The sequence below is a fragment of the Bacillus sp. NPDC057893 genome (assembly GCF_042796455.1).
Classification (GTDB): domain Bacteria; phylum Bacillota; class Bacilli; order Bacillales; family Bacillaceae_G; genus Bacillus_A.
Map to the genome: position 1 here is coordinate 1 of NZ_JBHVNG010000026.1, position 14,011 is coordinate 14,011.

General features: G+C 32.4%; 12 protein-coding genes and 1 pseudogene. 3 read left to right on the top strand and 10 right to left on the bottom strand.

The annotated features are described in order from the left end of the window. Nucleotides 1–308 precede the first annotated feature (308 nt). Together ACFVQC_RS29800 and ACFVQC_RS29805 are read right to left on the bottom strand one after the other, a co-directional pair. On the bottom strand, nt 309–1,724 hold the full coding sequence (locus ACFVQC_RS29800) for an amino acid permease (RefSeq protein ID WP_377900126.1): 1,416 nt from the start codon (nt 1,722–1,724) through the stop codon (nt 309–311). Between the two features lie 689 nt (nt 1,725–2,413). Further along, nucleotides 2,414–2,728: pseudogene (locus ACFVQC_RS29805) on the bottom strand (S8/S53 family peptidase); the annotation flags it as partial. Between the two features lie 147 nt (nt 2,729–2,875). Between ACFVQC_RS29805 and ACFVQC_RS29810 the strand changes: the two are divergent. After that, nucleotides 2,876–3,346, top strand: coding sequence for a DUF5065 family protein (locus ACFVQC_RS29810; RefSeq protein WP_377900127.1), 471 nt, complete (start codon nt 2,876–2,878; stop codon nt 3,344–3,346). A gap of 767 nt (nt 3,347–4,113) precedes the next feature. On the opposite strand, the gene ACFVQC_RS29815 is transcribed toward ACFVQC_RS29810, so the two are convergent. Continuing rightward, the gene (locus tag ACFVQC_RS29815) at nt 4,114–4,623 is read right to left on the bottom strand and encodes a DNA-binding protein (RefSeq protein ID WP_377900128.1); all 510 of its coding nucleotides are present in this window, start codon (nt 4,621–4,623) and stop codon (nt 4,114–4,116) included. Nucleotides 4,624–4,644: 21 nt separating this feature from the next. Continuing rightward, on the bottom strand, nt 4,645–4,995 hold the full coding sequence (locus tag ACFVQC_RS29820) for a transposase (RefSeq protein ID WP_377900129.1): 351 nt from the start codon (nt 4,993–4,995) through the stop codon (nt 4,645–4,647). A 229-nt stretch (nt 4,996–5,224) separates the two neighbouring features. Between ACFVQC_RS29820 and ACFVQC_RS29825 the strand changes: the two genes are divergently transcribed. After that, nucleotides 5,225–6,268, top strand: a complete 1,044-nt coding sequence (locus tag ACFVQC_RS29825) for a tyrosine-type recombinase/integrase (RefSeq protein WP_377900131.1) — start codon at nt 5,225–5,227, stop codon at nt 6,266–6,268. A 539-nt stretch (nt 6,269–6,807) separates the two neighbouring features. On the opposite strand, the gene ACFVQC_RS29830 is transcribed toward ACFVQC_RS29825, so the two are convergent. The 4 genes from ACFVQC_RS29830 to ACFVQC_RS29845 form a co-directional block, all read right to left on the bottom strand. Next, nucleotides 6,808–7,101, bottom strand: a complete 294-nt coding sequence (locus ACFVQC_RS29830; RefSeq protein WP_377900132.1) for a hypothetical protein — start codon at nt 7,099–7,101, stop codon at nt 6,808–6,810. Nucleotides 7,102–7,106: 5 nt separating this feature from the next. Then, nucleotides 7,107–7,307, bottom strand: a complete 201-nt coding sequence (locus ACFVQC_RS29835) for a helix-turn-helix transcriptional regulator (protein ID WP_002094847.1) — start codon at nt 7,305–7,307, stop codon at nt 7,107–7,109. A gap of 614 nt (nt 7,308–7,921) precedes the next feature. After that, a complete protein-coding gene (locus ACFVQC_RS29840; protein ID WP_377900133.1) occupies nt 7,922–8,632 on the bottom strand; it encodes an NAD(P)H-dependent oxidoreductase in 711 nt (236 codons plus the stop codon). Then, on the bottom strand, nt 8,629–9,507 hold the full coding sequence (locus ACFVQC_RS29845; RefSeq protein WP_377900135.1) for a DMT family transporter: 879 nt from the start codon (nt 9,505–9,507) through the stop codon (nt 8,629–8,631). The genes ACFVQC_RS29840 and ACFVQC_RS29845 overlap by 4 nt, the downstream gene beginning before the upstream one ends. 117 nt (nt 9,508–9,624) lie before the next feature. On the opposite strand from ACFVQC_RS29845, the gene ACFVQC_RS29850 reads away from it, so the two are divergent. Further along, nucleotides 9,625–10,512 carry a LysR family transcriptional regulator gene (locus ACFVQC_RS29850; RefSeq protein WP_377900137.1) on the top strand — a complete coding sequence of 296 codons (888 nt, stop codon included), beginning with the start codon at nt 9,625–9,627 and terminating at the stop codon, nt 10,510–10,512. A gap of 533 nt (nt 10,513–11,045) precedes the next feature. Here the strand turns inward: ACFVQC_RS29850 and ACFVQC_RS29855 are convergent. Further along, nucleotides 11,046–12,893, bottom strand: coding sequence for an FtsX-like permease family protein (locus ACFVQC_RS29855; RefSeq protein WP_377900138.1), 1,848 nt, complete (start codon nt 12,891–12,893; stop codon nt 11,046–11,048). 16 nt (nt 12,894–12,909) lie between these two features. Beyond that, nucleotides 12,910–13,671, bottom strand: coding sequence for an ABC transporter ATP-binding protein (locus ACFVQC_RS29860; RefSeq protein ID WP_377900140.1), 762 nt, complete (start codon nt 13,669–13,671; stop codon nt 12,910–12,912). Nucleotides 13,672–14,011 lie beyond the last annotated feature (340 nt).

Genomic DNA, 14,011 nt, shown 5'->3' on the forward strand with positions numbered 1-14,011 from the left:
TGTGGAGATAGCCTAATAAATTAGAGTTCGATAGAACTCTTTACTTAGGAATCCCCCTCTTCTAAACGAAGTGAAAGTGGGGGTAGTTCAATGTTCGTGAATAAATCCCTCAAAAATACAATTGACCAATAGTAACAAAAGCATCCTCTTAGAGTTCTTCTAAATATTCAATTATAATACTTATTAATTATAACAAATTTAACTTCCCAAATACTCATTTTAATACTTATAAAAAAAGATGACTTCTGTAATAAATAAAAGTCATCTTTTTCCTATTTTATCAATATCTATATTACTCAACATCGATATTATTTCGCTATTTTATCATATGCTTTTGATTTTGTTTCCTCATTTAAATTACTATGTTTCATCGAATACATGAAATATATTACTGCGCCGATAGTTATCCAAATAATGAAGTACACCCATGTTCTTATTGGCAAATTTAGCATTAAAAATACACAACTTACAATTGAAATCATAGGTAATATGGGTACAAAAGGTACCATAAATCCACGTTTTAAATTTGGATGTGTTTTACGCAGGATAATAACTGATACACCAACCAATGCGAACGTTACCAACCCGCCAATATTAACTAAATTCGCTAACTCTTTCAAATCAATAAATCCAGCTATTAAAGAGCTTCCTATTCCCGCTACTCCAATTGTAAAGGTTGGTGCTCCAGTCTTTTTATTAATCTTCGCAAGTGATTTTGGTAACAATCCATCACGACTCATAGCAAAGAATACACGTGTTGCTGCATACATAGTCGAGAAAATAACAGCCATAAGGCCGATTACTGCTCCTGCAGCAATTACACCAGCAACTTTATCTTGTCCCACGACTTCCATTACATAAGCCATTGCTTCAGGTACATTTAATTCTTTATAGGAAACCATACCTGTCATAACAAGGCACACTATAACGTAGATAATTGTACATATAATTAACGATACAATAATACCAATGGGAAGATTTCGTTGCGGATCTTTTACTTCTTCTGCCGAAGTTGCCAGTATATCAAACCCCATAAAAGCAAAGAATACGGCTGCTCCACCAGCTAAAACGCCACTTAAACCGTATGGTGTAAACGGTACCCAGTTCTCTGGTTTTACATAGAAAACACCAACTACAATAAATAATATAACCATTCCAATTTTAATTAACACCATTATGTTATTGATACGTTTACTTTCCTTCGTACCACGTGATAACATCCATGTAATTATTAATGTAATGACCACCGCTGGTAGATTCATAATACCACCTTGTGATGGAATCGATAATAGTGATTTAGGTATCTCTAACCCCAATCCACTTATTAAATTGTGGAAATATCCTGTCCATCCACTAGCAACCGCTGCTGTAGCCACGATATAAATTGAGAGTAGAGTCCAACCCACTAAATGTGCCACAAATTCACCAATCGTTGCATAAGAGTACGTATATACACTACCTGAAGTCGGAAGCGCAGATGCAATTTCTGCGTAACATAAAGCGATAAATCCACATACAATTGCTGCAAGTACAAATGAAAAAATAACTGCTGGGCCAGCATCACTTGCTGCTACTAATCCGGTTAACACAAGAACTCCTGTTCCAATTATTGAACCTATCCCTAACATAATTAAATCAAATAATCCTAATGTCTTCGTTAAGTTCTTACTCTTATTATGCTCTAACAGTTGTGTAACAGATTTCTTTTTTAATAGCTTCCTCATATCCTCTGTGTCCCCTTTAAAAAATAAGGTATGTTCTTCTAATACTTTTTTTATACATAATTTTGTTTAGATGTTAGTTAATTTAAAACGATTAAATTCTAGTGTTGAGCTATGTGAAAGATTTACCAGCATCTTTTCTCCGAATTCTCATAGGAATCAATTCCATAAACACTGAATCATATTGGGTATTTACTTTATTACCTTATCTACCTATCTGATTCATATGGACACTACCCCGGAAAGTGTAGAATGTTCCCCTTTTTCTGAAAATTAATAAATCATTTCTTTTGTCGTGTTTTGTCGAATTATATTAATTATTCTAAATAAAGGTGTTGTGTTTGTAAAGTATTATTTTTTAGAAATCTCATACAATAAAAATAGATGCTAGAAACCAGCATCTGTTTTTATTACCACGATTTATTTGCGAAAATACAGAAATGATTCCCATAATGGCTGCAGCAGAATTAAATAAAGTAATTCATTTTAAACCTACATTACTAAAATCTAATCTACCAGTCCAGCTTTATTTAAAGGATGGTTGGGGGGCATCCCTGCTATCACTAAAGCTATTTCAATATACCAATGAGGTGATTACCACTATTAGTGACATAGCTTTCATATATGTAAAAGCTAGCAAGATTAAATCTGGTACCCCCCATTTTATCTAAATGTTCTTTGGAAATTCCTTAAATCGATACAGCCAGCCCCAACGATTATAGGTGAGATGCTAGAGGTATCACGGAAATTAGAAGTATAGCGATTGGTTATCCTCTGATCTGTAACCTTTTGTCCTTCGCTATTTTGATATGTATCTAGTGTAGATACATACTCTCCCCAACCATATACTTCAATTCTATTACCCTAGTTAGAGAAAGTTAAACGCTTATGGGGAACTCTTGCAGTAAATGCTCCAACTATGGTAACTCCTGAATCTTTAAGTCAGGGCTGTTGCAATTAAAAATTTACTTATCCTCATGGTCTCTAAATTCATCTAAATCAATACCCGATTGTTTTTTCTTATTTTTTTAATTTGTCTAACAAATATATAGATGTTAATATGATTTTAGAAGATGCCATCATCCCTTTGACTGTACAGCTGATTTTTCACGAGTTAGATTTCTGAGTTTTCTATCAACTGGGAGGTTAAAAAGATGAAACTTTTAGGGAAGGCAGCAATTATTGGAACACTAGCTATTGGAGGTATTACATATTCAAGTACAATTGGTACAATCACACCTGCTTCTGCTGAATCGCAAAGAATCCAAAAAGAAACACCAGTTTTAGACAATTGGCAGTGGCAAAACTATTTTTCACTACACCATAATGCAGATTTCATAGAGGAATTAGCAGTTGGTGACCTAAAGCATGGGGGTACATTCGATGTTACTATTTATACTGGTGGTAAAGATACCGGTATTGTAAAAATATATCGATTAAGTGCGAATGAGAATGAAGAAATAAACATGCAGAGATATAAAACGATTTATGACTCAGGTATCTCGCATAATTATGGTAGATTTATAACACCTATTACTTCCGTTTATAAACCTGGAACATACGTAGCTGTTATGAAACTTGGAGAAAATTATTATTATGGAGGCAGCTTTAAAATTTCAGATTAACCAAAAATAATTAAACTAATAATAGTTCAGAATTTATTTTAGAGTTTATATAGATTCTTTCTTAGAATCGTTTTTTTAACTATTATCACCTGAGTTAGAAAAATCACAAATTCAAACTGTACTTCAAAATATATAAGATGAATAATAAAGAACTAGCTAAAATTTAGCTAGTTCTTTATTATTCATCTTATATTGGTATATCGTTTAGATTTGAGGAAGTGTCCCGAGAATACGGATTTGCGACGCTAAAGACTTTTTATTTACCTTTGCGTTCATAATCCTTATGCTCTTCTGTTGTACATATTCCGCACGAGCAGGTAGTGGAAATCCCTGTACTTCCACTAAAATTAATTATATTGTATAAACATTCGGAAAGTATGGGTATAATTGATTTTAGTTTACTATAATATAAATATGTATACTTATATTTTTTTTCATAACGTATTTTTCCAAAAGTTCATTTGCATTTGCTTTTTTCTGTGGAGTGCCTTTTATTTTAGTAAAAGAAATAATTAGCATAGTTTACAAAAATATCAATTTTTTTGATTGTGAATCTTTTTTCTAATAATTCAGTTACCATTTTTTGTAACTGTAGCAAATTTTTAAAAAACAAACCAAAACACGACCTCTTAAATTCAATTATAATCCACTTTAACGAGGGAGTTAATACAATTACATTCAAAGTCGCATAATCATCTACAAAACGAAAATAGGACCCTTAAAACGATTGTCGGTTTTAAAGGGTCCTATTTTCGTTTGAAAATCTATTATTCTATTTCTCCCTTCACTTCTTCATATAAAATGTCTTCTGCAAACTTTTTGTAACCATTATACCCTTTTTTTGAAGCTTTTTTCTTTATTGCTTCCACTACCTTTGGATCAAGATATAAGCTCACATGCTGCTTTTTTTCTCTTGGTTCCTCTTTTGATATATTTTCAATTTCTTGCTTAAAAATTTCTAAATCTCTTTTTAAATACAATCGCTCAGTAGATTTCCCTTTAGCAATTTCTTTAAATGGTAATAAACCATCTCTTGCAGCATTATGTAAATATGTCTTCGATCTACCGAGAAACTCGGATGCTTTCTTTAATGTCAAAGCATCCTTATACATTTCAACAAGTTTTAGCACATCTTCTTCTTTAAAACGGTATCCGCCATCTGCTTTCCAGGTAACAGGATTTATAGGTTGGATTTGTTTATACTTTATTAAATAGCTTAATTGATTTTTTGTTAAACCTACCCTATCGCATACCTCTTCGAAAGATAAATAATTCATTTCTCACCTCATCCGAAACATTCATTCTAGTTGTTGTATTAATTTTCTTAGTTCGTACTTTGTTAAACCCGTCTCTTTTACTACATTCTTTAATGAATACTCTTTATACTGCAGATACTTGATCGGATTATCTATGTAACGTTCTCTTACCTTATTAAATGTACTCTTTTTTGATAAAAGATTCAATTGCTCTCCTTTCTCGCGAATGGAATCGAAAATTGGACAGCCTTTACAATGTTTATAGTTTCGTTGTTTTGCCTTTTTTTTCTCATCTGTATAATTCATTGATAGGTTGTTCAGAGGGTAAGTTGAACAATGGGTATATTCTAAATCATAAGTTTCACGTAATATTTTCCGACGAAGATTTTTCAAAAAAAGCTCCTCCTATCATATTTAGGTTGAAATGTACAAAAGATCCAATTAAACATTTCAATTATATATCCATTAAGATGAAAAGTTAAATAATAAGGAAAATACCATTTTTGAATATTTCATTTTATACCACAATAAATAATCTATTTATTGTGGTATAATTGGAATAATAAAAGTTTATATAAAATATGTATGTTTCAATTCATTCTACTAAAGGTTGTGACTAAATTTGAATATTATAAATTTCAAACATGATAATCAACTGATAAAATCGAAGTCGGATTTTTTTGATAATAGCCACTTTGAAAAAATTATGGGTATAGGCATCCGAAACATTGATTATTCCCAATTGAGTGAAGAATCCTTGGTTTATTTATTTTTACATGATGAACCTTCCTTAACGAAAAAGAGAAGTGATCGGACAAAAAAAATCTATCTACATGACCTTTCTCATTTCCTTCGTTACATAAAAGAAAAAGTAGGAACCATTCAAGAGTTATCGCATAATGAGATGGAAATCTACTTCTATGAACTAAGTAAGAAATATGCGGCCACTACATTACGTCGAAAAAAAACAGTGGTACAGCAGTTTCTACGATATGTATATGATAATAACGGATTAACAGATGACTATAGCACTCGTATAAAAAAGGTATCTGTAAAAAAAGAAGCGCTGGTCAATCGTGACCTCTTTCCTGAAGAAGTAAATGAGATTCTAGATACACTGAAGAAAACAAATCACTTTATGTATGCATTGTTTTTCCTCCTTACGACTACCGGACTCCGGATTGAAGAAGTTGCAAATGCAAAGTGGGCAGACCTTGTATTCCATTCCTCCTTAAATACGTATCTCTTACGTGTAGTTGGAAAAGGGAATAAAGCCAGGGAAGTTCGTATTTTTGAGGATGTACTTGACGATATCTGTCGTCTTCGTCAATTACGAAGACAAACGAGTAAATTGGATGTCTCAAGTACATCTGCTTTTCTACCCAAAGCAGATGGCTCACACTATCGAGCAGACTACTTATCAAAATACGTGGCAGAAAAAATTGAAGAAACTAATTTACCGTTTCTACGCCACCGAAGAGATAGAATTACACCCCATACCTGTAGACATTTCTTTGCGAATTATTTAATGGGAAAAGGTGTTGAACTTAAGAAAATACGTGACTACTTAGGTCATGAATCTATTATGACGACAGAGCGTTATTTAAGAGAGCGTACAAGACGTCAAAATCTGGCTACAATAGATATTGGGCATTCATTGTTCTAGCATCTATATAATAGGAAGATTCTCGATTTGTCTTATCGATATCTCCCTATTTTTTTGCTTATAGAACTGTGGATCTTACTCTATGGGGTTAAAATTCCTAAAAAGGTATGTGTTTGAGCAATCCAACCATACCTTTTTTTCATTATCTGTGAATGTTACACTCTACAATATCAACTAAGTACAATGGATTGTTAAAACCACACGCATCTGTAACAACTAATGTCTTATTTATTGCATCAAACTTATGAATGCTAACTATTGGTTTGAATTGAAGTTTAATTAAAGTATTGCTGCAAATATTAATTATATAAATAGAAGAAACCCACACACTTTGAAAAAGTTTGATCAAAATGTGTGGGTTTTAATTTTGGATTCCTTAATTTTTTATAAAAAAGATTGATCATTTTATGTGGCCTACTTAAATAAACTCAGCTGTTTGTTTAACTATATCCCTTCATGATTAGCATATAAATTTCACTTCTTAAAAGAAATATTTTGTTCAATCGCCTAACAGAACAAGATAAAAAGCCTAACTCATATTAGTAATTTTTCCTGTTCCTGTTGATAAATATAAAAATACTGCCTAGCACACTTAATGAAAGCATAAAATATAACAATAAATCAGGTAGAAATTCTGAAGGAACAATATCTATCGATTGAAAAATAATAATAGCAATGATACCTAAATATAGGATGTTATACAACACATTATTTGTTTTATTTTGAACTTCTCTTCCTCTTTCGTCTTTTGCTTCATCACTTGATTGAAATTTTATTACATACATCTGACTGATGAATATTAAAACTAAAAATAAAGATTTTAACCACAACATATGTCTCACTCCTCCTGATAATCGAACACGTCAGTTATTGACTTTTCAAATATATTTGCAATTTTAAAAGCAAGAATTAGAGAAGGATTATATTTATTTTTTTCAAGAGTAGCGATAGTTTGACGACTAACACCCACCCTTTTTGCCAGTTCTTCTTGAGTCCAACCTTTTTCTGCTCGGCAAACTACAATTTTATTATGTAACAATAGCAACACCTCTTAAGACAATTGTAATTTATTTTTACAATTCGTAAAGTATTTTTGACAAATGTTTTTGAAAATTAAAAATACCCCTTTATAAAAAGGGATAAAGCGGTGCAACTTTTTTATAAACTGTACGACTTTATTTCAAAGGTACACTAACAATCTTATATATTATAATTCCATCTTTATTATGCCAGAGATCAATGTCTTCTTTTGTCTCTATGGCTCGTTTTAAAACTTGATTTATCTCTTCAGATTTTTGTAAAAAAGTTTGATCATTTTCATCTCTAACCTTATAACGATTACCCTTTAATTAAAGAACTGCTTTTTCTTCGTACTAATAAAAGTATTCATATTGTTCCTCCTATTATTTTTTCCATATAGAATAAATTATTTATGTTAGGATGACCTTTCTAATTTAGTCTTTTGATATTGATTTACATAGTTGTACTATGGATTTCAAATGTTATTAATTCTAAACTTCTCCATAATACCTATAGAAGAACTACCAACAATCCAAATCGGATTTTATACGTTTTCGCAAGTTAAGAAAAACCTAAAAACAGACGATTCCTTAATATAAAGGAAATCGACTATTTTTAGGTTTTTCTAGATTGCTATCTATATTCTACTTTTAGTTGATGATTTTCGTCATAATGAGAAGCAGGATGGTATGGAATAGAAGGAATCTCAGAAATATTGTGCAAGCGTTTTTTATATTCCTCTAAGTAACGTTTTCGATTTTCTTCATTATGGGATGGTGTCCAGGCAATGAATGGTTCAACAGGCTCTAAACCAGAAAAATAAAGCATGCCATGATTAATATGATAAAGTATCTTCTCATGCATATCTCCATCCATTCCGTATGGTGTATAAGCATGTTTAGGGGAACCTGTTGTAGTAGACAACATCGCTTTTCTGCCTTTCAGTTTACCTGTATCATATCTTTCATCTCTTGAATAAATAAATCCAGAAGCAAATACTCTATCAAACCACCCTTTTAAAATGCCAGGAACAGAATACCACCATAGTGGAAATTGGAAAATAACAAAGTCTGCCCAAAGAAGTTTTTCTTGTTCTGCTTGAATATCAACCGAAAAATTATTTGTCTTAGTTGCTTGTTTTTGTTCTACTGCATATTTTAAAAACTCTTTATTTTCTCGCTGGATAAAATCGTCGCCATCAGCAACAGCTTTGAAATTCATAGCATATAAATCTGATACTTTGACTTGATGACCTAAAGAAGTTAATTCTGAGACAGCCAGATCCTTTAATGCTCCATTAAAAGACTTCGGTTCTGGATGTGCGTAGATAATTAAAATATTCATTGCTTGATCTCCTTCAATACAGTTTGTTTTTTAAATGACGTATTTGCAATTAATACACCAGCTAGAATTAGCAAGGCACCTAAGTATCCTTGTCGCCCCATGTTTTCATTTAGAAAGATGAATGCAAATATTGCTGAAAAAACTGGTTCAAGAGAAAATAAAAATCCTGTACTTTCAGGTGTAGTATACTTTTGAGCGATTGGCTGCATCACAAAACCATAAGCAGAGCAAATAATAGCTAAACCAAGTATTGCGGACCACCCTATGACTCCGCTAGGTAATACAGGCATTTCAAATATGAAATTTCCTAAGAGAGCAAAAAGAAATGCAAAGCCAATTTGAAAAATACCCAATTGAAATGCATCTACTTTTTGAACAAAATAGTTTGTAATTACAATGTGTATCCCATAAAGCAGAGCAGCTAACAAACATAAAATAGAACCAAATGCAAATGTAAAATCTTCTTTAATAGTAAGTAATGCTAAACCGATAGAAACAGTTATTACCCCATAAATTACCTCTTTACGTGGTAGCTTTCTTGTAATTAGTGTTTGTAAAACAGGTACTAAAATTACAGTTGTACTTGTTAAAAAACCGGCGGAAGAAGCAGATGTTGTTTTCATTCCATACATAAGTGAAATAAAAATCCCACATAATAATAATCCAACTATTGCGCTATAGCTCAATAGTTTAGTGTTTACACTTATTAATTTTTTATTAAATATAATAATCATAATCAGAAAAGCAATCCCGAATCGTAAGGATACAACTGTGAAGGGAGAAGCTATATCTGCAAGAAGTTTCATAAAAATATATGATGTCCCCCAACCTATAGAGACTGTAGCCATTAGTAAATTTGCTTGTTTTTGTGTCATTTGTTTTTATCCTTTCCTGTTTGTGTGGTAGAGCTATATGTTATCATCCAAATTTGCATTAGTTAAACGAATGTTTATAATGATAGTATTAGAATTTCTAATACAAGGAGCGATTTGATGAATATATATCATGCTTTTATTAAAGTGATTGAAACAGGTAATTTTACAAAAGCGGCAGAAGAACTAGGCTACACCCAATCCGCAATTAGTCAAATGGTAAATTCATTAGAGAAAGAACTATCAACTACTCTTATCTTGCGGTCTCGAACTGGAATTACCCTTACGCCAGATGGTGAAGAGTTTCTACCATATATTAGAAATATCAGCAATTCACATAAAGAATTGCAAGAAAAACAAAAAGAGATGAGAGGATTACAAAGTGGGTTTATTCGAATTGGAACATTTTCTAGCGTTGCATGTCACTGGCTGCCGAATTTGATAAGAAGTTTTAAGGAACAGTACCCAGCTGTTCATTTTGATATATACCAAGGCGAATATACAGTTATTTGTAATTGGATTAAAGAAGGAGTCGTAGACTTTGGCTTTGTTAATCCAGAAGCTGTGTCTAAATTAACAAGCATTCCATTACTAGAAGATGAAATGCTTGTCGTATTGCCAGCAAATCATTGTTTAGCACCTAAAACCAAGATTTCATTGGAAGAAGTAATAGAAGAGCCCTACATACTTTTAAATGAAGGAGAAATAAATGAAGCATTAACCATTTTTGAAGAAAATTCTCTTGAACCTAACATACAATACCGAGTACATGATGATTATGCAATTATGTCTATGATTGAACAAGGTCTTGGTATATCAATTTTACCGGAACTTGTTTTAGATAGGTGTCCGTATAATATTGTAACAAAATCAATCTCTCCACCTGTTAAGCGCACAATTAGTTTGGCCTATAAAGACAAAAGGGTATTACCTATAGCAAGTAGATATTTCATTGACTTTCTCATTAAGAATTTTAAGGAAACAGGGTCCGAATTAAAAAATAAGTAAAGAGGCATTCATAAAGAATGTCTTTTTACTATGCGGAAGGTTTAAACTAAGAGCAAAAAAAACGCCATCCTTTCCCATGATTCTACAGAAAGAATAGCGTATTTTTTCATTTTAGGGGCATTTCTTTTTATTAGCTTGATGGTGATGGGATACGGCAACAGTCCTTTCTTTTTCGGGCCACTCATTAAAAATTATAGATTTTTAGGGTGAAACTTTAATTTATGAGATTATAGTATTACAAGCTTTAAAGAAAGCTTGTAAAAATTAGTTCCGTAAACAAATGTTGTCAAAATCAATATAAAAAGTTAACGGAATTCTATTTCAGTTAACTTAAACTTGCCAATGGCCCCTAAAAGTAGTAATCGTTGCCGTGCCCCTTCTTAGATAAAAGATAAATTTTAAATCTAAAATAAATTGTTTATGGTCCGCAGTGCTAGTCCATTTATTAATTCCAAATTTCTTGTACCCATTCAGGATGATCAATAAAACGGGGTCCGATTATGTTGATACTTCGTATAAATAACATCATTACATTAATCTTTTTTCGGAAGTACAATTCCTTTATATAATTGAACTGTAATCAAGTAGTAAATCGAGTAAATCACTACAAAAATAACAATTGGTAACCAAATACGAAAGTACGGATCAATTAAAAGAGGGCCAAACATGTTCATACCAACTAATATGTGAGTAATACCCACAATTGCTGGGACTAAAAATACGAAGAATAACTCCTTATAAATCGATTGTATTAATAACTCCCGGCGAACACCGATTTTACGAAGCATTTGATAACGTGTACTATCTTTGGATGCACCGGATAGAATTTTAAACATTAAGCAACTTGCCATCATTGCTAAGAATGCAATTCCAACAAAGAAACCCATAAACATTAGTCCGCTGGCAAAACCATGATTCATATTATATGTTTGATACTTACTATCCAGTTCTTCCGCTTTCACATTTTTATATTTCGCTACCTGTAATTCATCAATTTTTTCCCATTCTTTTATGTATGATCCAAAATCATCTGTTTTCCCAATAAACACCGTATTTTCTGTACCTTTTATACTATCGTATATGTTTTGATCGACAATTTTTACTTTATGATCAGGATACATATACTTTGGCTGGATTGTTTGGAAAGCGTCGCTCCATTGTTTTGGTTTCCCATCATCTTTACCCCATTGTCTTGACAATGCAAATGCATCCATGGGAATTCCCTCTGAAACTTTCATCGTCTTCTCATCTTTTCTATCTTTTACTAAAGGACGATTTTTCTCTAAATCTTCTTTTATATAATAAACATACTTATCATCTACTTTGTAGCGATATTCAAGCTTCTCTTGGAATAAGATACCACTCAAAATGCTTTTTTCTTTCGCTGTTGGATTATGAACTACCGAATCGTAAATTGTTCCTTTATCAGTCTGCTTTAGAACGTCGTTTTTAAATGCCAGACCACACGCAATTCCACCAGCGCCAAGAGCCACTAGGATTGCTACCGTTGCAAGCACATTTGTTAGGCCATTAATACGGAAGTTTAATTGGGCAAAAGTAAAAGCATTAAGCCCTTTTTCACTACGTTTTTTATTACTCTTTAACTTTCTAATCATAACTGGGAGTAGTGATCCAAATAACATGTAAGTACTAACTGTTGCTGTGATTAATCCAAGAGCCATTAATTTAGGAACGGTTCCTAGATTTTTTTCATGTGGTATATAGATCAGTGATGCATAACCAATACCTAGCAAAATCAGACCAAGGAATGCAACTACAGCTGTCATTTTTCCTTTTACTGCGACATGCTCTGTTTGTCCATCTGCATGTACAAGTTGTAATACGGAAATACGCGACAATTTAATACCATTCATACTTGCTGATAGTACAAATAAAGCAAAGAAGAAGATGCAAGTAACAACCATAGATGGAATATAAAATGCTTTGTAACCTTCACCAGTTAATTCCAATTGTTTCATTAATAACTGTCCGATACCTTCTGCAAGTCCTATACCAACTGCAATTCCGATTACAAGAGATGCGGCACCTAATACGATTGTTTCGATAAACATAAGTAAGGTAACTTTATGCTTTTTTGCCCCTAACATCATGTACATACCAAACTCTTTTTGGCGAAGAGATAATAAGAAAGAGTTTGCATATAAAATATAAAAAAATGTTACAATTGCTAATAAAAAGGAACCAATGTGGAATATATATACAATAGGACCCACATGTGCATTAGATTCAAGGAACCCTTTATTTAGTGCTAGCGTTTGAAACATATAGAAAATTGAAATAGATACAATAAGACCAACAAGTAAGACAATATAATCTTGTAACTTACTTTTTAACCCTGACATGGAAAGTTTAAATAACATGCCTAAACCCCTTTTCTTACGCTTTTTGTGTGCCTAAATCTGCAAGTACGTCTAAAATTTCTTTATAGAACTCTTCACGTATACCACCGCGATGAATTTCTTTATATAGCTCACCATCTTGAATGAATAAAATGCGCTGACAGTAACTTGCACTGTACGGATCATGTGTAACCATCATAATAGATACACCTTGCTCTTTATTTAAGTTTGTCATGGCATCAAGTAAACTGGTTGCATTTTTAGAATCAAGAGCTCCTGTTGGCTCGTCTCCTAATATAATTGCTGGTTCATGAACTAACGCGCGTGCTGCTGCTGAACGTTGCTTTTGTCCACCAGATACTTCAGATGGATACTTTTGAAGGATTGCTGAAATCCCTAACATATCAGCTACCTTTTCTACTTTCGGCCCAATATTTCTTGATGGTACACCTTGAAGGGAAAGTGGAAGTGCAATGTTTTCGTAAACAGATAAATTCTCTAGTAAGTTAAAGTCTTGGAAAATAAATCCTAATTTTTGCGAACGGAAATCAGAAAGCTCACCTTGCTTCATTTTCGTAATATCCGTTCCTGCAATTTCAACAACGCCACCTGTCGCTTTATCAAGAGTTGCAATTACATTTAGCAATGTTGTTTTTCCTGAACCAGATGGCCCCATAATTCCTACAAACTCCCCCTCTTGAATTGAGAATGATACACCTTTTAACGCGTGTGATTGATTTTCACCTTTTTTACCGTACACTTTTTGAATGTTTTTTACATCTACAACTGGTTTTATCATATATATCCTCCTAGTTTGTTTTTGCAGTTTTTTACAATAAGCTGCTATTCTTATTTGCTACTAACAAAATAGTCATGTTGCATCCACCTTTTCCATGAGATTGTCACGATGTATCCACTTGAAAGTTGTAAAGAAAATTTTCTTTTTTAATTTCTCCACTCACCTCATCGCTTTGAATACATACATGATAAACTATGAAAATTAGGAAACACCCTGTAAAATCCTTAAGAATTCTTAAGTTTTATAAAAAAAGCTTATGGAACCTGTAATTCCATAAGCCAATCTATTTGATTGGATGTTCAACAATAAAGGACATCCAGCCGTCTTTATATTCTGCATG